Source organism: Bacteroidales bacterium, assembly GCA_029210725.1.
Classification (GTDB): domain Bacteria; phylum Bacteroidota; class Bacteroidia; order Bacteroidales.
In genome coordinates this window covers 1-24,857 of the sequence record JARGFM010000002.1, presented here as the reverse complement: position 1 = coordinate 24,857, position 24,857 = coordinate 1, and the positions used below count along the sequence as shown (strand labels likewise).

Here is a 24,857-nt window from a genome sequence, read left to right as displayed (position 1 = left end):
TATCTGATTAATCAGAACGTCAGGCAAGTCCCGGTCAGGACCTCCTGGCTTCCAAAGACCCTTCGGAACAGGCCCAGTGCGGGATCGAGGGTACAATGAGAAGGCAGTACCCGGTCTACTTCCAGTTTTTTAAGGCATTCTATGGTTTTACGGGTCTGAGTATTTACTACCCTTAAATGGAAACCCCCAATAACTGCTGCCACTTTAAAAATGCCCGTAACCCGTCTGGAGTGTTCAATCATATTACATATACCTGAATGGGCACAGCCGGAAATGATTACCAGACCCTGTCTGCTTATTACGGCCAGGCCGGAATCATCCATGATATAATCATCGGAGCCGTCCTTCAGCTTATATTTTGTGTATTTCGCCTCAAAATCATTCTTCCGCGGGATTTCGCCAAGAAACCAGAGGTGCTCAGATAGCATCATGGGCCTTCGAAAGGTTTCCAGGTCAAATTTTTCTGCAACCTCTTCCCTGGAGAGAGAAATCCCCAGATAATCATCACCCGATTTCCGGTAGCGCTTATCGAAACAGCCGGGGTGACAAATCAGGGCTTTGCCTTTCAGATATTCCAGACCGTTGCCATGATCCCAGTGCCCGTGACTCAACACAATGCGATCTACCCTCTCCAGGTCGATCCCCAGCTTTGCCGCACTATGAACGAATAAATCGGAGGCTCCTGTATCGAACAGGATCATTTTCTGGTCCACTTCAATAAGAAAAGAGAGTCCATGTTCGGAATCAAATCCGTCCATAGCTCTTTTTTCCGATAACACCGTCAGATTCATAAGACCAATTAATTGTGCCAGAACTCCTTTGCGATAAGCTCGGCTGCCTTTATCAATGGATAAGCAGCGGGAGAGGCTGTTAAAAGTGGATGGGTCCCAATCTGCAAAGTCAAAAGCATGTTCACATTCATCTTGTTCTGAATGATCAGACCGATGATATTGATCAGCTCTCCTGTACTGGATCCACCTACGACTTCACCACCCAGGATCACTCCGTTTTCGCGTCCTGCTATCAGCTTTACAATCTGCTTATGAGGATGGTTAAGCAGGCCGGGGTGCCTGTCCACTCCTTCAAATTTCCCGACGATAATATCAAATCCTTCCTCACGTGCAACTGTCTCCGTTAAGCCGGCTGCGCCAAAACCTGTGCCGTTCAGGGCAGTGGAGAAGATGGCAATGGTACCACCAATGGTTTTCAGGGTGGAGAGTTTGTAAAGATTCATTCCGGCAACCCTTGCTTCTGCACATGCAATGGAAGCAAGCATAGCCCTGGAGCGCTTCCTGGTAAAAAAATCACGTTTTTCCGCACAGTCTCCCACCGCAAATACATCGGGGTGATCGGTGCGCATGTACTCATCCACCTTGATAAAGCCATCTCTGTTAAAGGCAACATCTTCCAGGTCCCTGGCAAGATCAACCCTGGGCTCATATCCCACCGAAAGTATCACAGCATCGGCCTCCAGGGTTTCAGACTTATCACCATGGGCAATGATAACTGCTTTCACAACTTCCTCACCCACAATCTCCTTAACCCCATGACCGGTCAATACCCTGACGCCCCTTTCCTTCAGGAGCTTTTCTGCCTCACCGGCCAGATCGGGATCAAAAGCCAGGGGAAGAACATGGGGTTGCAGCTCCACCAGAGTGACATTCTTCCCGGTCTTTCGCAGTTCGTCCGACATCTCAATACCGATAAAACCAGCTCCGACCACCACAATGTTTTTCTTATCGCTCAGGTCCTTTTTCATCTCTTCAAGGTATACCAGGTTTTTGGGAACCCTATAAACATTCTTCAGCCGGGCCCCTTTCAGCCAAGCGGGAAACACAGGCGTGGATCCAGTGGCAATAATCAACTTGTCATAGGAAATCTTTCCTTCCCCCTTCAGAGTTGCAGTTTTTGATCGACCTTCCAATGAAGTCACTTCATCTATTACAATTTCAACACCTGAATTGATCAGGCCGGTGTCCGGTAAAATATCCTGTTCCGGACTTTCAAGTGATCCGAAAATATACGGGATCCCACAGGGAATAGCGGCTTTAGCCTCCTTTCTTACAAGAGTTACACTCTTTTCCGGATAATGTGCTTTTGATGCCAGCGCCGAAGCCAGTCCGGCTGCACTTCCTCCAATCACCAATACGTCAGTACTCTTCATGATAAATATCTATTAAAATGCTGTTATATAATATGTTAATTGTAATCGCTACTGCAATCAGGCCCCGGCACTTATTCACGCTTCCTGATTAAAGGGGTTTTACAGTCGGGACAGGTAAACGAAAAGCAGGGGACTCCCGGCTGGTGTAAGGTCTCGTATTCACAGGAGGGACAGGTACAGTATTCCACCACATCCTTTGTCTTGAGGACCCCTCGATCCTCTTTCCAGTCACGGATGCTCTGATTGATATGTTCAATATCCCCGGAGTGACAACTGATGCACTCTTTGTGCTCCGCATCCGGATGATGAAAAACCGTGGTGCATTGATTACACCTGTACCACTGCCTGTCAAACTCCACATCGCCTCCCTCGATGACAATAGAGCGTCCTTCGGTAAAAGCCATGGCCAGTTTTTTCAGGCAGGAGCTGTATATCCTGGTGAAGGTGGGTCGTGATATATTCATAAATTCAGCAGCCTCCTCCTGTTTTAATCCCGAATAAACTGCCAGACGAAGTGCCTCATACTCTTCGTATAATAAAACTCAGTTTTATCCGGTCGCTGAAGCCACCCAGGTGGTGTATAATTTATAGGCCAGTGAAAGAACAATGGAGCCCAGGAAAAGACCGATAAATCCAAAAGCCATAAAACCTCCAAGTGCTCCCAGAAAGATCACCAGCATGGGCACATCCGATCCCTTTCCCATAAACAGGGGCTTCAGGAGATTATCAATCATTCCCATCACCAGGAAATAAAGCATCCAAAGTACTGCAGGAAGGGGATCCACAAAAGCAAAAAGATAGATAATTAATGGGATGTTAAAAAGTAGTACCGGTATCTGTGCGATGGTCATTACAAGAATCAGAACGATCCAGACAGCTGCCAGGGGAATATCTGCAAGGATCAGTCCAAGGCCCATCAGAGTAGTCTGAATGACTGCCACGCCCAGAACCCCCGTTGCCACATTTCGGATAGTATGCAGCGATATTTCCATGAACTCCTCCCCCCGTTCGCCCACAACTTTCTGAAAAATCTTTCGCCCCGATTCCGAACCCTTTTTAAAGAATATTAAAAAAATCCCGGCGATAATGATGGAAGCTGCAAACTGAAGGATCCCAAGTCCCGTATTGGCCAGCGTACCCAGGGTTTTTTCCACCCAGGAAATAATCTCGGGCATAAATCCCTTTAAGGAAACTCCCATATTTTCAGATAGCTGCATCCAGCGAGAGTAAAGCCACTCTCCAATAAGAGGCCAGTCGGCCACCGAATCACTGGGCTTGGGAATATTCAGATCCCCTGCCTGTATATTTCCGGCAAGGAACTTTACCCCCTCCACCAGCTGGTTCACCAGCCAGATGCTGGGCAATACCAGAATGGAAAGTGCTGCCAGGGTCAGAATAATGGAACTCAGTTTGTTTCTCTTTCCCAGCCAGCCCCTTACACGCTCAAATACCGGAAAGAGAATGATGGCAATGACCAGGCCCCAGAGCAGCATCCCCAGGAAAGGCTTCAGAATTTTAAAGCACAAGAAGATCACCAGGAAGAGGGTCCCCACCTTCAGAATAAGGTCGATGGCAATATTCACATGCTTGTTACTTGTTCCCTGATCAACTGGTTTTCGCGGCATATTCGTATCTTAAAGGTTTCATACAAATTGAACAATTAAAAATGAGAATATCAAGAAGAGAGGCGCTCACTACCCTGGCCATGGGTCCCCTGTTGATGGCCTTTCCGGCTCGGCTTAGGGCTGGCTTATCCGGAACTCCCTCCATATTCCGTTACTGTTTGAACACCAGCACTATAAGTGGTCACAATCCCGGGCTTCTCGCTTACATTAAGGTCGCTTCAAAAGCAGGATATGACGGTATTGAGGTCTGGGTAAGAGATGTGGAGATCGCTTTGAAAGCGGGGCATTCTCTTTCCTCGTTAAAAATGTATATCGAGGACCATGGAATTCAGGTAGAAAATGCCATTGGATTTGCCCCCTGGATGGCGGAAGGTGAAGCCGGGTTTATCCAGATGGAAAAAGAAATGAAAATGCTGGCCGGGATCGGATGCCGACGCATCGCAGCTGCACCTTCAGGGCTTCCTGGTGACCAGCCTCCGGATCTGTTTGAAGCAGGAGAAAAATACAAACGCCTGCTCGACCTGGGAAGGCAAACCGGCGTGATGCCCCAGCTGGAATTCTGGGGATCCTCGCCTGTGTTGTGGCACCTGGGCCAGGTCCTGATGATCGCAGCAGCAGCAGATGATCCGGAGGTAAAAATACTTCCCGATGTATATCACATGTTCCGGGGGGGGAGCGGGTTCAATGCCTTAAAAATGCTTGACGGAAATATGATTGATCTCTTTCATATGAACGACTATCCTGAAAACAAACCCAGAGAGCAGCAGGATGATGCGGACCGTGTTTTCCCGGGTGACGGAGCGGCTCCCATGAAACAGATTCTGACCGACCTGAAAAAAATGGGGGGAGAGAAAGTGCTGTCCCTGGAGCTTTTCAACCGGACTTACTGGAAGGAAGATCCACTGCTTGTGGCTAAAAGAGGTCTGGCTAAAATGAAATCCCTTATTCTGGAAATTACCTGATATCTAAAGAAATCACTATTTTTGCTGTCCGGACTTAGTATTTATGAACGCCAACAGACACATAGCTGGTCTACTACTGTTTTGTTTCTCAGCCTTACTGGGACACAACCTGGTGCCACATAATCACCATTCCGGGGTGCTTTCCGGCCCGATGGCCACTGCTTGTCCCATCGAACACGGAAATCATCACGGTCACAATCATGACGGAGACCAGAGCAAGGATACTGAGAAGCAGCCCGACCACTGCCATGCCTTTAACGATGTGGTATTTAAAAATTACAGCCCTTCTCTGAACCAGACAAGGACCGTTCCGCTGCTGGCTCTGATAATTCTCCGTAAAGCCTATGTTCCTGAAATCCCCCAGGTCCGGCTTTCTAGATCATATACCCCGCTTAAAGCCCCCGGCAGTTCGCCTGCAGAAATGGGGACCCGGGCCCTCCGGGCACCCCCCTCCATGGCATAACTCAAGCCAGATCTTCCAGTTATAAGCCACAGTGTATCCAAGATACACTGTAGTATGACATTCTAAATATTCAAAGCATGAGCAAAGTTTTCATTATTTCACTCCTGGTGGTATTCACTGCCTGCCATACCGGTCCCCATACAAATCCGGGTGAGCCGGCCAGCTCCCACCAGCATAACGAAGAGGGCAATCAATATACGCTCTTCAGCGGGCAATTTGAGTTCTTTATTGAACATCCGCCCCTGGAAGCAGGTAAGGAGGCAGAATTCCTGGTGCACCTCACCGATCTGACCGATTATAAAGCCTGTTCAACCGGCCGGGTAAGCATCCTCATAGACGGAGTAACGGTCACTTCAGGCGAAGCAGGATCACCCGGGATCTTCCATGTTCCATATACCCCCCGGAAAGCCGGCGCTTTTCATGCAGAATTCGTATTTAACAACGGATCTGTAAGCCAATCTGCGGAGCAGTACCTGCATGTCTACGAAGATCACGGTGATATACATGCCGGTGAATCAGAGGATGTCGGACATGCTCATGAAGCCGGGGTCATCGGGGAGATTGAATTTCTGAAAGAGCAGGCCTGGCAATCTGAGTTTATGGTTTCGAAGATAGATCCGGCTCCCTTCCATGCAGTGATCCCCACCAGCGGGGAGCTCATGGCCATGCCGGGAGAGAATAAAAATATAACGGCCAGCAGCCCGGGAATTGTCCGGTTTACCAATCCCTTCCTGGTACAGGGATCCAAAGTAAAGAAGGGACAAATGCTCTTTACTCTCTCCTCGGAAAACCTTTTGGAAGATAATGTGAAACTCCGGTATGAGGAAGCACGGAACAGGCTGGAGAAAAGCCGCAGTGAATACCAGCGACACCTGGCACTGTTTAAAAAGGAAACCATTTCCGAGCGGCAATTCCTGGAGTCCAGGGCCTCCTTTGTGGAAGATAGTCTGCGTTACTACCATCTGGCCCATAATTTCTCAGAGGGCGGGGTAAAAGTTACGGCGCCCGTATCGGGGACCATACATGAGCTGCTTGTTTCGGACGGGGAATATACAGAAGCCGGCGAATTGCTTGCCACTCTCTCCACAAACCGTACCCTGATGCTGAGGGCCGATCTTCCACAACAATACTATGACCAGCTGAATGATATTCGAAGCGCCCATTTCAGACCCGCCTACAGCAAGCAGGTTTTTACCGTGGAGGAGATGAGCGGGACCCTGCTTGCAGCAGGTGTTTCAGTGGCTGAGAACGATCACTATCTTCCGGTAATCTTCAGATTGCAGAACGATGGCCACCTGCTGGAGGGGGCCTTTGCCGAAGTATTCCTTCAGGCCAAAGAAAAAAGTAACATTCTCTCTGTGCCGCTTACTGCCCTGGCTGAAGAACAGGGAGGACACTATCTGTATGTTCAGCTGAGCGGGGAAAGCTATACGAAAAGATTTGTAAGCACCGGCGGAAATAATGGCCTCGAAGTGGAAATTACCGGGGGACTGCAGGCAGGAGAGCGGGTAGTCACCAGGGGCGTGATGCTGGTTAAAGCAGCATCTTTGGTTAGCGGAGTGGTTGGTGACGGACATTCCCATTAAAAGAGATAGAAATGCTGAACAGAATCATACAATATTCCCTGGATAACAGGATGATGATTATTTTCCTGTCGCTGATGCTGGTGATCGGAGGATTATTTACAGCCAGAAATATGGAAATCGATGTATTTCCCGACCTGACGGCTCCTACTGTGGTGGTGCTTACCGATGCCCATGGCATGGCCGCGGAAGAGGTGGAAACCCTGGTTACTTTTCCCATTGAATCGTCTCTCAACGGAGCCACCGATGTACGAAGGGTCCGTTCCAGTTCTTCTTATGGCTTCTCCATCGTCTGGGTGGAATTTAACTGGAATACGGATATCTACAGAGCCCGTCAGATAGTCAGTGAAAAGCTGCCAACCATTTCGGCCCTGCTTCCCAAACAGATTAGGACCCCAATTATTGCACCGCAAACCTCTGTAATGGGTGAGGTGATGCTTGTATCTCTTACTTCCGATTCCCTCTCCATGTTCGAGCTGCGAACCATCACCGATAAGCAGGTGCGGCAGCGCCTTCTTTCTGTGACCGGAGTGGCCCAGGTGGTGGTTATCGGGGGCCTCCCAAAACAATACCAGATCCTGGTTGATCCCCACAAAATGAAATACCACGACGTGAGCCTGGAGGAGTTGATCGCCATTACTGAAAACACCAACAGCAATGCAGCGGGCGGCATCATCAACCAGCATGGTCAGGAGTACGCCGTCCGGGTTACCGGCCGCTCCACCGATTGTGCCGATATCGCTTCAGCAGTGATCAAGATCAGAAATGGGAAACCTGTGAAAATTGCTGATGTGGCCGAGGTAAAGATTGGTCATCCCGATCTGGTAGGGAATGCCTGGCTGGACCAGCAAGAAGCGGTCATCCTGACTATTCTGAAGCAGCCTAATGTAAATACCCTGACCCTTACCGAAGAGGTGGAATCGGCTCTGACAGGATTGCAGGCCACACTCCCCGATGATGTCCATATTAACTCAGGGATTTTCCGTCAGGCCGATTTTATCAATACATCCGTAAACAATGTGTTCCGGGTATTGCTGGAGGGAGGTATATTTGTGAGTATTATCCTGTTTCTCTTCCTGCTGAACCTGCGAACCACCCTCATTTCCCTGGTGGCAATCCCCCTCTCCCTGATGCTATCACTCATTACCCTGAAGCTGCTGGGGCTCACTATTAACACGATGTCCCTGGGGGGTATGGCTATTGCCATTGGTGCGCTGGTTGATGATGCCATCATCGATGTGGAAAACGTACTTAAACGTCTGAAGCAGAATCACCGCCTGCCCAAATCAGAACAGAAGGGCAAGCTGCAGGTGATCTACCAGGCTTCTGTGGAGATCCGCTCTTCTATTGTACAGGCCACCCTGATCATCATTGTGACTTTTATTCCCCTCTTTTTTCTGGCAGGAATGGAGGGGCGTATGTTAAAACCCCTTGGTATTACCTTCATTGTGTCGCTCCTGGCCTCCCTAGCGGTTGCATTGACCCTGACTCCGGTTCTCTCCAGTTATATGCTAACAGGTAAAAAACAGCTCGAAAAAGATGAACGGGGAGGCAACCCGCTGGTACAAAAGCTCAATAATTATTACAAAAAGACATTGCCTCAGATACTTAAATGGAGACTTCAGGTCGTGATTCTTGCCGCCGGCCTCCTGGTCATGGCCCTGGTCCTCTTCACCCGCTTTGGAAACTCTTTCCTGCCAGAATTCAACGAGGGGACACTCACCATCACTGCGGTGACCTTACCGGGAGTGTCCCTGGATGAGAGCAATCAACTCATCCGGCAAATCGATGCAGCTTTAATGGAAATCCCTGAAGTTAAATATGTCTGCCGGCGAACCGGAAGGGCAGAACTGAATGAGCACAGCCACGGGGGGACCAACTCGGCTGAAATCGATATCCCCTACACCCTGGGAGACAGAGATTACGAAGCCTTCATGAAAGATGTAAGAGAGAGACTCTCACATGTCCAGGGAGTAAATCTCAATATAGGACAGCCTCTGGGTCACCGCATCGATCACATGCTCTCGGGTACCAGGGCAAGCATTGCCATCAAACTATTCGGTACCGACCTGAGTACCATGTACCGAACAGCCACCGGGATACAGCAGGCAATTTCAGGCATTCCCGGACTGGTGGATCTGAACGTGGAGCAACTGGTGGAGGTTCCCCAGATACAGATCCGGCCCCGCAGGGAAATGCTGGCCCGTTACGGAATCTCCCAGAATCAGCTGACACAGTTTGTGGAAACTGCCATTGCCGGGGAAAAATACGCTGAGGTTTACGACGAAAATCTCAATTACCCCCTGGTGATCAGGTACGATGTTCCCTTCAGGAACAGCAGGGAGAATATCGAAGATGCATTGATCGATACCTACAAGGGAAACCGCATTCCCCTGCGTTATGTGGCTGATGTGGTTTCTGGCAGCGGACCGAATACTATCAACAGGGAGAATGTGCAGCGAAAACTCGTAATCTCGGCCAATACCGCGGGCCGGGACCTGGGCAGTGTGGTCGCCGAGATCCAATCTGTCATTGAGAGTCAGATAGAGCTGCCACAAGGATACCGGATCCAGTATGGCGGACAATTCAAAAGCGCACAAAGTGCCTCCCAGACACTTCTGTTTACCTCTCTGCTGGCTATCCTGGTGATCTTCGTGATTCTTTTCCAGGAATTCAGAAGCGGAAAACTGGCCGGTATAATTCTTCTGAATCTTCCCCTGGCCCTGATAGGAGGTGTAATGGCCATCTGGATGACCGGCAGAGTGCTTAGCATCCCCTCCATCATCGGATTTATCACCCTCTTCGGGATTGCCACTCGAAACGGAATTTTATTGATATCCAGATATATACAACTTCGGAAGGAGGAGAAGAGCCTGTTAGACACCATTGTTCACGGATCGGCCGACCGGCTCAATCCCATTCTGATGACCGCCCTGGCCTCGGCCCTGGCCCTGATTCCCCTGGCCATGGGAGGGAATAAGCCGGGAAATGAGATCCAGAGCCCCATGGCCATTGTGATTCTGGGCGGACTGGTTACCTCCACCCTGCTCAACCTGATTGTGATCCCTGCAGTATACTATATGATTGAAAAAAGAAAAGCATGAAGACAACAATGATCCATATCCTGTTACTGAGCTTTGGAATCATAGCCGGTACGAAGGCGCAGCAAGCTGACAGCCTGATGAAACTGGTCCTGGAACAAAACCGGGAACTGAAGGTGGCCAGGGAACAATACCAGGTGGCCATTCTTGAAGCTGGCACCGGAAACACCCCGCCGGATCCGGAGCTGGAGTTTGCCTACCTGTTCGGGAAGCCGTCCGATCTGGGTCGCCGCGTCGATTTCGGGATCAGTCAGCAACTGGATTTTCCCACCACCTATATTCACAGATCAAAACTGAGAAAAATCCAGAGTTCACGAGCCGAACTGGAATATCTCCTCACCCGGCAGGAGGTCTTGCTTAAAGCCCGGCAGCTCTGGATCGAAAAAATCCATCTCAACCAGCTCCGCAATCTCTTCTCGAACAGACTCCGGCAGGCTGAAATCATCCATCTTCATGTGGAGCAGCAGCTGGAGGCCGGTGAGCTCGGACTCCTGGAGCTTGGACAGAGTAAATTAATGCTCGCTTCCCTGGAAGGAGAATACGGGGAAGTACTTGCTCAGCTGGAGACTAAGCGAATGGCACTGACGGAGATTACGGGAGGAAATCAGATAAAAATTGATGATCTCCACTTCCCGGAGCCCGCCCGGCTGATTCCCGACACTCTGCTTGAGGCTTACCGATACGGACCATACGCCCTGTTATACGACCAGGGCCTTCAGTTAAAAGAGGAAGAACTTAATCTGGTTGTCAGCGAGCACCTTCCCAGGCTCATGGCAGGATATTTTTCCGAATCGGTGATCGATCAGGCATACCGGGGATTCCGTGTGGGCTTGTCTGTTCCCCTGTGGGAAAATGCCAACACGGTTCAGAAAGCGAAATCGGAGATAGCCCGGGCTGAAGCAAAAGTGCAAGAGGTAAACCTCCGGCAGGAAAAGGAGCTCAGGCAAAAACTAAAGCAGCTGGAGACTCTCCGCTTAAGGGTGAATAAGCTGGAAGAGGCCCTGAAATCGGCCAATAGTCTGTCTCTGCTTAGCTCTGTCCTTGAAAACGGGGAAATCTCTCTTTCCGAGTATTTTTATACCTCTGATTTCTACTTCCGGAACCAAGAGCAGCTTCTTCGTTATAAGCGTGACCTGCTGATCCGGGAAGCAGAATTGTTAAAAATATACCTGTAAATAAGTGATCTGCAAATGTGAGGGCGCTACAGAAAAAGTGCTTTGGGTATCATTCATCCGTCCATAAGTTATAGGCGCCTTCCATTAAGACCGAAGTTATGTCCTCTTCCAGAATTTCGGTATGCCCCTGCCGGGTAGTACCCGTTCTGACCGGAATTTTCCGGAAGGTCATTTGATCAGCGGTCTCATCGGTCAGAATCAATACAAAATCCCTTTCCGGCTCCCTGATAAGTGCTTCCTCAGGAATGGCCAGGGCTTCCCTTTCGCAGGTAATAATAGTACTTTCCACGAACATATTATTCACGAAAGCCATCTTATCCTTCTCTGCAATTCTTGCATAGCACTCCACGGTCCTGGTTTCTGAGGAAACAGATTTTCCAATGTGGCTCAGGGTGGCCCGGTATAGCTGATCCGGCCGGTCGGGAAGGGAAAACTCAACCTGCTGACCAACTTCCAAATCAGGAATGGATTTTTCGAACAACTCCAACCTTAAGCGCAGTTCTTTTACATTGACCACTTCCATGGCAGTTTCAAGGGGCTCAATGTGCTGCCCCAACACCAGTTTCTGGCGGATAACGGTTCCGGAAATGGGAGATTTCACCGACAGATAAGGGATCATAATTCCTTTGGTAATCACCTCAGGATCAATATGAATCATTCTTAGCTGTGCCTTAAGGCCTTCCACTTCAGCCTGTAAGCTTTTGTATTCACTTTCAGCTTTCAGAAAATCCTTCTGTGCCGCAATCTTTTCATCCCAGAGAACCTGCAGGCGCTCATAATCCGCCTGCAACAATTTCAGGCGCTGAAATGCCTCCGCAAAGCTTTGTTGCAGAAGAATGAGCTCATAGCTCTCCAGTGTAAATAATGTTTCCCCGCTTTTAACAAAATCCCCCGTGGAGAAATTGATCTGCTTGACCCGCCCGGACATAAAGGTTCCAATTTTTGCTCTTCCGGTGGGTGAGGCCTCCACGTACCCATTGGCACTGAGCCTGTTACTGAACATTGTGGGTACAGGATCACCCACCTTCATGTTCATGGACTCAAACTGCTCCCTGGAGATGCTTATCTTTCCCGTTTCATCGCTGTTATTTAATACAGCACCCGGGGAAGAAGTGCTCTCATCCCCCGGACTACGATGACAGGAGAAACTAAGGAGCCATAACGGTATCGATATAATAAGCAAAGAATATTTCATAAGCATTCCGTTAATTCTCAAGTGTTAAATAGTTAATTTCCAGCACCAGTTGATTGTAAGAGTTCAGATTATCCAGATAGCTCATTTCCAGCTCTATGGCCCGGTCCAGGCTTTGAGCCAGGCGAAAAAAATCAATCTCACCAGCTGAATAGCTCATCTGTGATGACCGTATCAGTTCCTTAGCCAGTTGCTTTCCGATGCGCTCATAATAGCTTATGGCTTCCTGATATTTCGCTAAACCATTCCTCAATTCAGACACTCTGTTCTCATAAGTCCGGATATAGTAGCTCTGAAGATTCTCTGTGGCCTGCATGGAGAACTGTAAGGCTTTAACCCTGGCCCGCTGCTCGCCAAAGAAGAGCGGCACCCCTACACCCAGTTCAAAACCCTGGTAATGACGGGCTCCTTCATATCTGTTGGTGCCATTAAAATATCCCAGTGTCAGATCAGGCAGCATGAGATTTTTCTCGACCTTTAAGTCTGCACCCTGTTTTAATGCAGCATTCTGAAAATAGTGGAATCCGGGATCCGACCAGACACTATCTGCCTCAACCAGTAATAATTCCAAAGGCCTTTCTGAGATATGGAATACAGAGTCGACATGCATCAAAGTCGAAAGATGTTCAAAGGCTATATCCATATCATGCTGCATCTGGCTCTGGATCAGAAATATCTCCTGATGTTTCGATTGGGCATTGAGCAACTCCAGGTAAGTGATAGCCCCCTGATTGTAATTGGTCTCCGATGCCCGTGTAAACCGGCTGTAGATGCTATCGACTTTCTCATAAAGCCTCAGGCTGTTTTTCAGGTACAATAAACGATAATAAGCTTTCGATACTTCCCGTGTAAGCTCTCTCTGTTTTACCTCCAGGCGATTTACAGCCATGTTATATGCAAAGGTGTTGGCCCTTTTCCGGGCAGGATAGACCGAGGGAAAATCAAAACGTTGCTCCCCTCCAAAGACCCCAATGGGATAGTCATTGGATGCAATATTATTCTCGTCATAGCTGTAATAGAGGGAGGTCTTATCTATGGAATAGGCAGTGCGAATAAGTGCACCACTCTCTTCCGCCATCAATCGATAAGCTTCTAGTTCACTGTTTTTCTGGTATGCGATCTCAAGAACTTCATCCAGAGAGAGCCCCTCCGCTTCAACTCCCGTGGAATCAGAAGACTGTGAGACAGCCATTGCAGGGATCAGCAGGAGAAGCAAAAGCGGTACTATCTTCTGTCTCTTAAAACGCGGAGGCCATAATCGAATTCCTGTGATATCATCAACCACCGCATACAGCAGAGGCAGTGCCAGCATGGTAAGCAGCGTGGAGGTGACCAGTCCGCCAATAACCACGGTGGCCAGCGGACGCTGAACCTCTGCCCCGGCTGAATTTGAGATAGCCATGGGCAGAAATCCCAATGCAGCTGCACCGGCCGTTAACAAAACCGGCCGTAGCCGCTCACTGGTTCCTTTCAGAACCCTCTCGCGCATATTGGTAATCCCTTGCTTTTTCAGATCTTTCAGATGCTCAATCAATACAATTCCATTCAACACGGCAACACCAAACAGGGCGATGAATCCTATACCCGCCGAAATACTGAAAGGCATGCCCCTGATCCAGAGCAGAAAAACACCTCCCACAATGGAAAGGGGGACCGCCGTAAAAATCAAGGCTGCCTCCTTAAAGGAACTGAAGGCAAAATGAAGAAAAATAAAGATTAGAAGCAGGGCGATCGGCACCGCCACTTTTAGTCTTTGACTTGCGTTTCTAAGATTTTCGAATTGCCCTCCATAATCCACCGAATACCCGGACGGTAATTCCAGCTGCCGGGACAGTATGGCTTCGATATCTGTAACCACCGATTCCAGATCCCGGTTGCGCACATTGACGCTCACAACCACCCGGCGATGGGTATCGTCCCTGGAAATTTTGGCGGGCCCGGTAGCATACTTAATCTCCGCAAGCTCACTAAGGGGGACCTGCTTTCCATTGGGGATCTGAACCGGAAGGTTCCTGATATGCTCAATGTCCTCACGAAATTCGGGCAATAGCCGGACCACCAGGTCAAAGCGCCTCTCCCCTTCAAACACGTTTCCTGCGGTGGCACCTCCAAAGGCCATGTTGAGATAACGATTCAGTTCTTCTATAGAAAGACCATAATATGCCACTCTGTTGCGTCTGTATTTCACACTCATCTGAGGCAGCCCGGCAGTCTTTTCAATAATAATATCTACCGCCCCGGGTACCTCATCGATCAAAGCCTTAACCTCCTGGGCCTTTTCCGCCAGGATATCCAGGTCCTCTCCGAAAATCTTAATAGCCAGATCGGCACGCACACCGGTGATCAATTCATTAAAACGCATTTCTATGGGCTGGGTAAACTCATAATCGATACCCGGTATGATGCTTAGCGCTTCCTTAAAACGGTCGGCCAGTTCCTCCTTGCTCTCAGCTGTAACCCAGGTTTTTTTCGGATTTAGCTTGATGATCATATCTATTTCCTCCATGGACATGGGATCCGTGGGCACTTCTGCCGCCCCGATCCGGCAGACAATCTGATCGACTTCAGGAAAATTGTCGATCAGTATATTTTCCATCCGGGTAGTCAGTTCTACCGTTTTTGACAGAGAGGTGCCGGTTTTTAGCACCGGCTGTATCACAAAATCGCCTTCATCCAGGGTGGGTACAAATTCGCCACCCATTCTGGAAAATATGACTCCGGTAAAGATCAGGGACGCAATGGCGAGTCCGAAAATGACCCCCTTATGATCGTAGGACCAGCGAATAACCGGCTCGTAGGAACGATAAAAAAGTTTCATGATAAAACGGGTGAGGGCAAATTGTTTCTTCTTTTCAGGACGCAGAAAAAGCGCCGAGGCCACCGGCAACCAAGTCAGGCCAAAGAACATGGCCCCCAGCAATGCAAAACTGAAGGAGAGTGCCATAGGACGAAACATCTTCCCCTCCACCCCGCTCAGCGAAAGCACGGGTATAAAGACAATCAGAATAATCAGCTGCCCGAAAATGGCGGAATTCATCATCTTGGAGGCCCCATCGTGGGTAATCCGGTCCATCAGGGATTGCTTCTCCTCCGGATCTGTTCCCTCCAGTTTATCGCGATTCAGAGTCAGACGTATGGCAATAAATTCCACAATGATGACAGCTCCATCAATGATGATCCCAAAATCGAGCGCCCCCAGGCTCATCAGGTTGGCATCGATTCCAAAAATATACATCATCGAAATAGTAAATAAGAGCGAAAGCGGAATGATAGAGGCTATGACAAGACCTGAACGTAAATTACCCAGCAGCAGCACCACAATAAAAAAGACAATCAGGCAGCCAAACAAAAGGTTTTCAAAGACAGTCAGGGAGGTCTTAGCGATCAATTCACTCCGTTCCACGATAGGATTGATAAAAATCCCCTCGGGAAGTGTCTCCTGAACCTCCGCCACCCGCTCCTTAACAGCATCAATCACCTTGTTGGAATTGGCATCTTTGAGCATCATGATCTGACCCAACACCTTCTCTCCCCCGCCATTGGCTGTAATGGCACCAAAGCGGTTGGCACTTCCAAACCGCACCGTGGCAATATCCTTGATAAGAATTGGAATCCCTTCCTGGTTGGAAACCACTATTTCTTCCAGATCCTCCAGGGAGGAAACCAGTCCATCACCCCTGATAAAAAAACTCTGGTTCTGCTTTTCTATGTATGCCCCACCGGCTACACTGTTATTTTTATCGATGGCCTCAAAAACCTGAAGCAGAGAAATTCCCAGGCCTTTGATCCTTTCAGGATTCACGGCCACTTCATACTGCTTCAGGAATCCACCCCAGGTATTCACCTCCACCACTCCGAGAATTCCTGAAAGTTGCCTTCTTACCACCCAATCCTGAATGGTACGAAGCTCCATGATGGAATATTTATCCTTGTAACCAGGTTTGGTATCCAAAATGTACTGGTAAATCTCTCCCAGCCCGGTAGTGATGGGACCCATCTCCGGGGTTCCGAATCCCTCAGGGATATTGGCTGCGGCAGCTTTAATTTTCTCGGCAATGAGTTGCCTGGGCAGGTAGGTCCCCAGCTTATCCTCAAACACGATGGTAACCACCGAGAGGCCAAATTTAGAGATGGACCTGATCTCTTCTACTCCGGGAAGATTGGACATTTCCAGCTCCACCGGGTATGTGATGAATTGTTCCACATCCTGGGTGGAAAGATTGGTGGAGGTGGTGATGACCTGTACCTGATTGTTGGTAATATCGGGAACTGCACCAAGAGGTATCTGAAAAATGGAATACACACCAAAGCCAGCCATAAAAAGCGTCAGCAAAAGTATGATCAGTTTATTCTTAATGCTTAAGTTGATGATTCGGTTAAGCATGCCAGGGCTTTAATTAGAGTTCAGAACTACTGAACTCCAAAGATAGCTAAATTCAGCTTGGGATCAGCTCAAAGCAGATTCAAAACAGCACTGCCCCTGCCGCAGGACGAACCAAATTCCAGATTATTCATATCGCAGGGCATTGACCGGATTCTGCCGGGCCACCCGGTAGATCTGAAGGGTAATGGTCAGCACGGAAATCAGCAGGGCCGACAGTCCGGCAAGTGCAAAAATCCACCAGGAGATCCCTGTGCGGTAAGCAAAATTCTGCATCCAGCGCTGCGCAATGTACCAGGCCACCGGGCAGGCAATCACATAAGCCAGCAAGACCCATTTTAAAAGTTCCCCGTTTAGCAGGACGATGATTTTCCAAATACTGGCCCCGTGGGCCTTACGGATTCCCACCTCCTTAAAGCGGCGGGCCACCAGCAGTCCGCTGATACCCATCAAACCCAGACAGAAAAGCAGAATGGCAATTCCCGAGGCATGAGCAATAATCCGGCTCCACCGGCTTTCATCCTTGTACTGTCCCTCCAGGATTTCAGTCATAAAGGTGTAATCCCTGGAGAACTCCGGCACCACCTCCCTCCATACCTTTTCACAATGTTCCAGTGCCGCTGCCATCTGGCCTTCCCGGGCCTTAACAAAGAGAAACCAGATGGAATTGTAATCAAAGGTGTGCAGCATCAGGGGCCGCACTTCATCATGCATGGAATCGAAGTGAAAATCACGAATTACCCCGATGATATCGACGGCAAAACCATCGGAACCCAGAATTAGCCGTTCTCCAACCGGGTCTTCAATCTCCATCTGCCGGACCAGGGTCTCATTGACGATCACTTTGGGAATGCTGTCCCCGCCTTCATTGCGAAAAAAATCCCTGCCCTCGATCAATTCCAGATGAAGGGTTTGCAAATAATCCTCATCGACTCTCAGAAAGCGAATGCTAACGCTTTCTCCGCTCGGATTATGCACGCTCTGGGAAGAGCTCCCGCTGTCGAAATTCCGATCGCTCATGGTCACCGACCGGACATGCGGTGATTCCAGGATTCTTTCCTTCAAAGTCTGGATTTTCTGCATTTCAAAATCCACGTGGATCACGGCTGTATTCTCTTTGGAAAACCCCACATCACGGTTCAACAGGTAATGCAGCTGCTTCAGGATCACCCCCCGGATATCAGCAGGATAATCGCAATAAGAAACTGCAGCACCACCGAAATCCGGGCCACTCCATTGCGGCGAACCGACAGCATGTCTCTTCGGAGCAGGAGCAAAGGTTGTGCCCTGTGAAGCAGGTAGATCCCGATATAAGTGCTGGTGCTGACGACAATAAACAGAAGTATGATCAGGAGGAATAAAAAATTCCCTCCCCTGGAATAAAGGGAGAAAAGCAGATCTTCCTCCGCAAGATGATTGAACAGAGGCAAAAGCTGTTCTGCCAGTATAATACCCAGGAGAAGAGAAATCAGGGTCAGGACAAATGATTCCACCACAAACTGGAAGAGTACCTGCCATCGTTGGGCGCCCACCACATTCATCAGACCGAAATCACCAATGCGGTTCATGGCGGTCCCAATGGAAATCATGACATAATTGAAGCAGGCAATCAAGAGGATCAGAACGGCGATACTGGATAAAATATACAGGGCTTTCTTATTCCCCCGGATCTCATAAAATTCCCACATAAAATCTGACTCCAGGTAAAAGTCCCGGAAAGGCATATAATGAAAAGTGAAGTTATATTCACCCTCTCTCAAAAAGCCCTCCTTAACAGCCTCGTTGATGTTTTCCCCGTGAATCTGCTCCACCAGGGCAGCGGAAGCAGACTCCAGCTGACTCAGGTTGTTGGTTTCATCCAGCATCACATAGGTATAGGTATCCCCTCCCCAGTCATTGCTCCGGGGATAGATCCGGGCATTTACATAGGGGACCAGCACACTCCACCGAAAGGAAGTATTTTTTGGCGGATCCGCAATAATGGCAGTAACTGTATAGATATTAAAGGGGGGACGTTCCGGAAAATTCACGGTCCGGCCAATGAGATCATCCAGGTGAACCAGGCTGTCGCGGAAAATTTTACGGGCCACACTTTCGGTAAGCACGACACTCTTAATCATATGAAGAGGCGTTTCTCCGTCGCCAGCCAGAAAATCATAGCTGAATATTTGAAAAAAGGTGGAATCCACAAAGCCCACATGCTCCTGGAAGACCTCTTCTTCCAGACCAATAAAAACCGGGGTGGATTTCAGCCGGCACGTGGATTCCACTCCCGGGACACTTTCCTGCAAGGCTCCGGAAAATTCAGCTGGCTGATAAGAAGAATACCAGGTTTCTCCTTCCACCGACTGCATAGAGCTGTAGACACGGTAGATTCGATCGGCCTGCCTGTGAAAATTGTTGTAAGTCACTTCTCCGCTCACATAAAGAAAGATGATAATCACGATGGCTATGCTGAATGAGAGTCCGAAAACATTGATCAGGGTTCGCCCCCGTTGCTTCAGGAGGTTCCGGAAGGCGTGTTTAAAATAGCTGCGTATCATACTTGAATTTCTATGGTTACAGGTCCCAATGCCAAATGGATGCCAAAATATGAAATTCAGTCCTATAAGCCTGATTATATGATTATTAAGAATTTGTTTCGGTTCCAACAATAAAAATGACTGTTCAGAAACTGAACAGCAGGTGCCAACATTTCGGACGAATACCCTTAAATTACGGGTAAATATCCAGGAATGAGTCCTGCACGCATTCTTATTATCGACGATAATGTCCAGATTCTGGAATCGCTCCGCCTATTATTGAAGGATGAATTCGAGTTCGTGGATCTTATTCCCAAACCATCCCGCATTCCGGAGATGCTCTGGCGAAACAGATATAATATCGTTTTGCTGGACATGAATTTTGCCATGGGCTAAACCTCCGGAAACGAAGGAATTTACTGGCTTCATGAAATAATGAACACAGACCCCCTGCTGCCAGTCATTATGATAACGGCCTACGGGGATATAGAACTTGCGGTAAAAGCGATCAGGGAGGGGGCCACCGATTTTATTGTCAAACCCAGGGATCCGGAAAAGCTTATCATTACCCTGAAGAATGCCTGGCGCCTGAGAAGGTCCCACCAGGAGCTTAAAAAAATCAAAAACCGGCAAAAACAGCTGTCGGAAGACCTGGATCGGGAGCACCGGATGTTTCACGGAAGCTCTCCGGCCATGCAAGAGTTGATAAAAACCGCTAAGCGGGTTGCTGCGACAGATGCAAATGTGTTGATCCTGGGAGAAAATGGTACGGGGAAAGAAGTAATCGCCAGGGAAATTCACAGACATTCGAAACGTGCCGCTCAGATATTTGTGGGAGTGGATGTGGCCTCCCTGAACGAATCCCTGTTTGAAAGCGAAATGTTCGGGCATGTTAAGGGGGCCTTTACGGATGCCCGTGAAGACCGGGCGGGCCGCTTTGAGAACGCGCACGAAGGTACTCTGTTCCTGGATGAGATCGGGAACATTCCGCTGCCGATCCAGGCCAAACTGCTACAGGTAATCCAGAACCGGGAACTGATCCGGGTAGGTGATTTTACCCCCGTTCCCATTGACATCCGCCTTATCGCCGCCACCAACCGGTCCCTGAAAAAGATGATTGCTGAAGGCTCCTTTCGCGAAGATCTCTATTACCGGTTGAATACCGTGGCCCTCGAAGTTCCACCTCTCAGAGAACGGGGCGATGACATCCTGGTACTTGGAGAATTATTTCTGGAACAGTATCCCCGTAAATACAACAAGCCCGGACTGAAGCTGATGGAGAGTGCCGTCCGGAAACTAAAGGAATATGGCTGGCCGGGGAATGTGAGAGAGCTGAAACATACCATGGAGCGTGCTGTCATTCTCTCCGAGAGTACCCGGCTGGGTCCCGGGGACCTCCGTCTCCTTGATCGTCATGAAGCTGAGGTCCATCCCTCTTTCAGACTGGATGATGTTGAACGCCTGACGATCGTCCGGGTCATGGATAAATGCAGGGAAAATCATACAAAGGCAGCTCAGATGCTCGATATTTCCCGGACCACCCTGTACACCAAATTGAAGAAATATGGGATCTAACCGCTTTTATTTGTCTGTTGTTGCCCACTGCCTGCTGATCTTTTTCTCCGCATTTCTTTGTTTCTATTTCCTGCAGGTCAGACAGCAGCCCAACAGTGCCGTGGGTATGGCCGTATTTGCCCTTCTGCTGACTTTCCGGATGATATATTATGTAAACCGGACAAACCGCATACTGGGGAATTTTCTTTCCTATATGCAGGAGAGCGATCCCTCGCTCCATTATTCCCTGGCTTTTGTGAAAAGGCATTTTAAAGGACTTAAGGAAAGCATGGAGAGCCTGATTGGAGAGTTAAAGGAAGCCCGTATCGACCTGGAGGTTCAGGCACATTATCTGGCGGCCATTCTGGATAATGTCTCCACCGGCATTCTCTGCTTTGACGATTCCGGAAAGATTGAAATCATGAACTCCATAACGCCTATAATTACCCTTTCCACGGCCATCCGGAGGAAACTTGGCAATAGGGAAGAGCTTTCGTCTCCGGCCCAAATAAGCGGAGAGGTTCTCCAGGACGCTCTTCAAAGTGCCTCTATTATTGAAGAACGTTCCAAGGGACTGGTAAAATTCATTGAAAGATATAAGAAGCTGACCAGTCTTCCCCCGATGACCCCGGAGCGCATTTCGGTCAATAAGCTGTTTGACAAAATTGAACAGCTTTTCAGGGAGGATCTTAAGAATAAGGGAACCCGGATTTATTGGGCCGGGCCATGCAGGATTGAAATTGAAGCTGACCGGCAAATGCTGGAACAGGTCATGATCAATCTGGTAAAAAATGCCCTGGAGGCTCTCCGCGATCAGGAAGACCCGGTAATTGAACTGGCATGTTACCACGATTCTGCTGACCACATATGTCTCTCGGTCCGCGACAATGGAGAAGGGATTTCCGGGGATAAACTGGAGCAGGTGTTTATTCCCTTTTTTACCACCAGGGAAGAGGGCTCCGGTATCGGGTTGAGCTTATGCAGACAGATTATCAGCTTACACGGGGGAAGCATCCGGATAGACTCTGAACCAGGTCAGGGAACCCGGGTGGAGATATGTTTGATTCAAAGATAAATCCTTACCTGTGTTTCCCTTTCTTGCTGAAGGGTAAAAAGCGTGGAACTTTCTTCAGATAACCGGCATAGTCGGGATATTTTTCTTTGGTGATGGATTCGCTGAAATTACTGCTCCCCCAGAATAGAAGCACCAGCAGAATGGCCCCCATCACCGACCAGTTGAGCCAGTTTCCGGTGGCAAGCACGCTAAAGAAATAAAATACAATCCAGATGGCCTGTTCGGCTGCATAATTGGGATGACGAACCATTCCCCACAATCCCTTATGCACAAAACCCTTCTTGTAAATCTCCGGAATATGACCTCCTGCTGCCAGCGCTTTTCTCTTTTCCTTATGATAATTCCATTGTTGCTGATCGGAGATAGTTTCGATCACTATGAAAAAAAGCAAGAGAGCAGCTATCAGATAATCTGGCCATCCCAGAGGCAAGCCATCCAGGCTTCTGACGGCAGGAAGGGTAAAAAGCAGTATCAAACCCATCTGATACAGGGAAATGAAGAGCAGATTAAAAAGAATCCACCTCCACCTTGCCTTAAATTCAGGTTTGGCCTGAAGCACGGCCCAGCGATAGTCCTCTTCTCCGGTCCAGAATCTCCAGGAATATCCCCCCCTCCGGGAGAAATTGTAGGTCAGCCTCAGGCCCCAGGCGCTTACCAGCATTGCCATTAAAACCAAACGGGGTTCAAATGCTGAATGAACGGCCACCATCCAGACATATACCATGGGGATCAGGCTCCACAGCTTATCCACCTGACTGTAGTTGTTGGTTATTGAGCTCAGCACAAAAGTGAGCAGTGCAGCAGCCAGATAGACCAGGAACAGTTTTGTCAGCATCTCATTCTGAAAGGCAGTGACAGGTTCATCCATGGTGAAAGCCAGGACAGGGATCACAATGATGGTCACCAGCAGCGCAAGAACAGTTTTCCACATATGAGCTCAGATTTGATCGATGGCAAATATAAAAACATTTCCCAGATCACTCCTCCTGCTAATATCCGCAGGGAGCTTAAGGTTTATTTATCTCGCAGGTATACCCGTGCCTCCTGGCTAAAAACATAGTCTGTACCGGTAAGCGATGCCGGAGCTTTTACTACGGTGCTTCCATCATGGCTTGCAGCAGTACCGGTAACCAGGACTCCTACTTTGCCTTTCAGGTCGATGATTCCATTTTCGTTGGGTAATTTAATTTCCCCGGCCGCCAGCCACTGTATGAATATATTCTGCTCCCACTGGTTATATGGTTCCTTCTTCCCCAGCAGGTTCATGGCAAAACGCATACTGGCAAATTCCCAAAGTCCGTTTTCTAATTCCGTGGATTTCTTCATGATTGATTTTAAGGTGCCCGGCTCCAGCCAAACGACAGTTACCGGCGAGACGGTAATTATAGATGCGCTCCGGGGATAGCCGGTCAGGACTGCCATTTCCCCAATCAAGCTACCCGCTCCAACCACGTCCATCTGGATTCCCCTGATCTCTATTTTTACTTTACCCTCCACAATCACAAACATGCCGTTATCAGGATCTTCTTCTTTCAGCAGGACCGCACCTTCAGGGAACCGGCGTGTTTCAAATCCATCCACTACCCGCTGGAACACCTCTTCGTTCAGCTTTGCTAACCAGGGCAGTCCACGGAGCATCTCCACAGGTTTCTCCATGGTTTCATGGGATGGAACATCCACCGGTTTATTCACCTGCCTGCTCGAGGCAAAAAACGATCTTAAAGCAACAAGGATTCTCATAGTAATTCGGATTTCAGTTTTACCCGTGCTACAGTTCAAAAATGGAAAGCATCTCTTTGACTCCATCCTCCCCGGAATCGTCATAGTAGTTCTTCATGAAATTTTCGGCACTGGACCAGCTGGTCAGTATGATTCCCTGGAATTTTTCTTTCATGGCAGGCGTGGAGCCACTTCTAAATGCAATCATGTCCTGAACCTGTATGCGGGCCACTTCAGGTTTCCGCCATGGACAGGTGGCCACATCAAAACCTTTCATGGCAAAATAGACAGAGGTTTTATCGGGTCGTTCATAATGCCAGTCGCAGATAAAAACATCTTTGGGTATCATATCAATGGCCCGGTGGGTGTTGTTCATACTGGCCTCCCACATTCCCAGTCCGGTCGCTTTTCCATCCAGCAGGCGATCTCCCCATATCCAGAGTCTCCTTCCTTTTTCAGCCAGGTGGTTTCTGATCTGCCACACTTCGCCGGCAAATAACCCGGCCGGATCATGACCGGAACAACGGGGACACTCCTCTTGCCCAATGTAAAATACTTCGTCGAGACCCGCATGAAAATCGACAGCTTCAAACACATCCATTAATTCATCCACCAACTCAAAGACTATTTTATGAACTCCCGGGTGTAAGGGGCAATAGCTTTTACAATAAAGGCCATCTTCATTGGGCCATTCGTATTTCTCCGGCATCTGTATGGAAGGGGTTTCATCAAATTCAGGATATGCCTTTAAAAGGTTCCCGATCCCTTCCGCCCAGGACTGATGACCAAGCAGGTTGATCTGCGGGACGATACGGATTCCTAGATCCTTGCACACCTCTACCAGTTTTTTCACATCCTTTTCGGAAAGTGCTTCTGAATCCTGTAATTCCGGATGCGACTTGTACTGGAAGTTATAATCGACCCGGAGAATCAGCACATTGATGTCCCTGGCGGCCAGCTCCTCCTCAATGAAGGCCTCAAACCGGTCCACGGCCCCCGGAGACGGAGCGGCAATACTAAAGCCCCTGACAGGTATGCGATCTTCCAGGGTGGATTGGGCATTTAAACAAAAGCCTGTAAAAAACAGCAAGCAGATAAGTGCAACTTTCCGGGACATTTTCTTCGCTTTTTTTTAATTAATTAAAGTTTCGCAGTTCTCTTAGATGTTGAAAACTAACAAGATATAGAAAGAAAAAAGCAGCAGGATTGTTACGTTAATATACTGTTTTTGAGTATATTAACTATGTCGTCCAAACACAACAATCATGCTGCAGAGTAAAGATATCAATAAGATAGCAGAATTGAAAAACGGTTTTACCCCCAGGTGGCTTGAGCCGGATT

16 protein-coding genes and 2 pseudogenes are annotated in these 24,857 nt (G+C 48.7%); 7 read left to right on the top strand and 11 right to left on the bottom strand.

Annotated elements, in window-relative coordinates; all coding sequences use genetic code 11:
• Positions 1–11: 11 nt before the first annotated feature.
• The 4 genes and pseudogenes from P1P86_01435 to P1P86_01420 form a co-directional block, all read right to left on the bottom strand.
• A complete protein-coding gene (locus P1P86_01435) occupies positions 12–791 on the bottom strand; it encodes an MBL fold metallo-hydrolase (GenBank protein MDF1573839.1) in 780 nt (259 codons plus the stop codon).
• A gap of 8 nt (positions 792–799) precedes the next feature.
• Entirely contained in the window at positions 800–2,164 is a 1,365-nt protein-coding gene (locus P1P86_01430; GenBank protein MDF1573838.1) for an FAD/NAD(P)-binding oxidoreductase, read from the bottom strand.
• A gap of 71 nt (positions 2,165–2,235) precedes the next feature.
• A pseudogene (locus P1P86_01425) lies at positions 2,236–2,682 on the bottom strand (DUF134 domain-containing protein).
• Between the two features lie 30 nt (positions 2,683–2,712).
• Positions 2,713–3,789 carry an AI-2E family transporter gene (locus P1P86_01420; GenBank protein ID MDF1573837.1) on the bottom strand — a complete coding sequence of 359 codons (1,077 nt, stop codon included), beginning with the start codon at positions 3,787–3,789 and terminating at the stop codon, positions 2,713–2,715.
• A 41-nt stretch (positions 3,790–3,830) separates the two neighbouring features.
• Here P1P86_01420 and P1P86_01415 point away from each other — a divergent pair, with 41 nt between their 5' ends.
• The 5 genes from P1P86_01415 (at position 3,831) to P1P86_01395 (ending at position 11,073) form a co-directional block, all read left to right on the top strand.
• Positions 3,831–4,751, top strand: coding sequence for a sugar phosphate isomerase/epimerase (locus P1P86_01415; GenBank protein ID MDF1573836.1), 921 nt, complete (start codon positions 3,831–3,833; stop codon positions 4,749–4,751).
• Positions 4,752–4,794: 43 nt separating this feature from the next.
• Positions 4,795–5,214 (top strand): hypothetical protein, encoded by a 420-nt coding sequence (locus P1P86_01410; protein ID MDF1573835.1) that lies wholly within the window; start codon positions 4,795–4,797, stop codon positions 5,212–5,214.
• Between the two features lie 77 nt (positions 5,215–5,291).
• Entirely contained in the window at positions 5,292–6,800 is a 1,509-nt protein-coding gene (locus P1P86_01405) for an efflux RND transporter periplasmic adaptor subunit (GenBank protein MDF1573834.1), read from the top strand.
• 11 nt (positions 6,801–6,811) lie between these two features.
• Positions 6,812–9,901, top strand: a complete 3,090-nt coding sequence (locus P1P86_01400; GenBank protein ID MDF1573833.1) for an efflux RND transporter permease subunit — start codon at positions 6,812–6,814, stop codon at positions 9,899–9,901.
• On the top strand, positions 9,898–11,073 hold the full coding sequence (locus P1P86_01395; protein ID MDF1573832.1) for a TolC family protein: 1,176 nt from the start codon (positions 9,898–9,900) through the stop codon (positions 11,071–11,073). The genes P1P86_01400 and P1P86_01395 overlap by 4 nt, the downstream gene beginning before the upstream one ends.
• A gap of 49 nt (positions 11,074–11,122) precedes the next feature.
• On the opposite strand, the gene P1P86_01390 is transcribed toward P1P86_01395, so the two are convergent.
• The 4 genes from P1P86_01390 to P1P86_01375 all read right to left on the bottom strand — a co-directional run bounded on the left by P1P86_01390 (position 11,123) and on the right by P1P86_01375 (position 19,189).
• A complete protein-coding gene (locus tag P1P86_01390) occupies positions 11,123–12,268 on the bottom strand; it encodes an efflux RND transporter periplasmic adaptor subunit (protein ID MDF1573831.1) in 1,146 nt (381 codons plus the stop codon).
• A gap of 10 nt (positions 12,269–12,278) precedes the next feature.
• Complete coding sequence (locus tag P1P86_01385; GenBank protein ID MDF1573830.1) at positions 12,279–16,649, bottom strand: CusA/CzcA family heavy metal efflux RND transporter; 4,371 nt, start codon at positions 16,647–16,649, stop codon at positions 12,279–12,281.
• 123 nt (positions 16,650–16,772) lie between these two features.
• Complete coding sequence (locus P1P86_01380) at positions 16,773–17,816, bottom strand: ABC transporter permease (protein ID MDF1573829.1); 1,044 nt, start codon at positions 17,814–17,816, stop codon at positions 16,773–16,775.
• Complete coding sequence (locus tag P1P86_01375; protein MDF1573828.1) at positions 17,813–19,189, bottom strand: ABC transporter permease; 1,377 nt, start codon at positions 19,187–19,189, stop codon at positions 17,813–17,815. The genes P1P86_01380 and P1P86_01375 overlap by 4 nt, the downstream gene beginning before the upstream one ends.
• A 192-nt stretch (positions 19,190–19,381) precedes the next feature.
• Between P1P86_01375 and P1P86_01370 the strand changes: the two are divergent.
• Both P1P86_01370 and P1P86_01365 read left to right on the top strand, forming a co-directional pair.
• Positions 19,382–20,743: pseudogene (locus tag P1P86_01370) on the top strand (sigma-54 dependent transcriptional regulator).
• The gene (locus P1P86_01365; GenBank protein ID MDF1573827.1) at positions 20,733–21,797 is read left to right on the top strand and encodes an ATP-binding protein; all 1,065 of its coding nucleotides are present in this window, start codon (positions 20,733–20,735) and stop codon (positions 21,795–21,797) included. Before P1P86_01370 ends, P1P86_01365 begins: the two are co-directional and overlap by 11 nt.
• Before the next feature lie 4 nt (positions 21,798–21,801).
• Here P1P86_01365 and P1P86_01360 read toward each other — a convergent pair whose 3' ends face one another.
• The 3 genes from P1P86_01360 to P1P86_01350 all read right to left on the bottom strand — a co-directional run bounded on the left by P1P86_01360 (position 21,802) and on the right by P1P86_01350 (position 24,633).
• Positions 21,802–22,728 carry a DUF1295 domain-containing protein gene (locus P1P86_01360; GenBank protein MDF1573826.1) on the bottom strand — a complete coding sequence of 309 codons (927 nt, stop codon included), beginning with the start codon at positions 22,726–22,728 and terminating at the stop codon, positions 21,802–21,804.
• An 83-nt stretch (positions 22,729–22,811) separates the two neighbouring features.
• Positions 22,812–23,537, bottom strand: a complete 726-nt coding sequence (locus P1P86_01355; GenBank protein MDF1573825.1) for a cyclic nucleotide-binding domain-containing protein — start codon at positions 23,535–23,537, stop codon at positions 22,812–22,814.
• Positions 23,538–23,565: 28 nt separating this feature from the next.
• On the bottom strand, positions 23,566–24,633 hold the full coding sequence (locus tag P1P86_01350) for a family 20 glycosylhydrolase (GenBank protein MDF1573824.1): 1,068 nt from the start codon (positions 24,631–24,633) through the stop codon (positions 23,566–23,568).
• Positions 24,634–24,857: the final 224 nt, after the last annotated feature.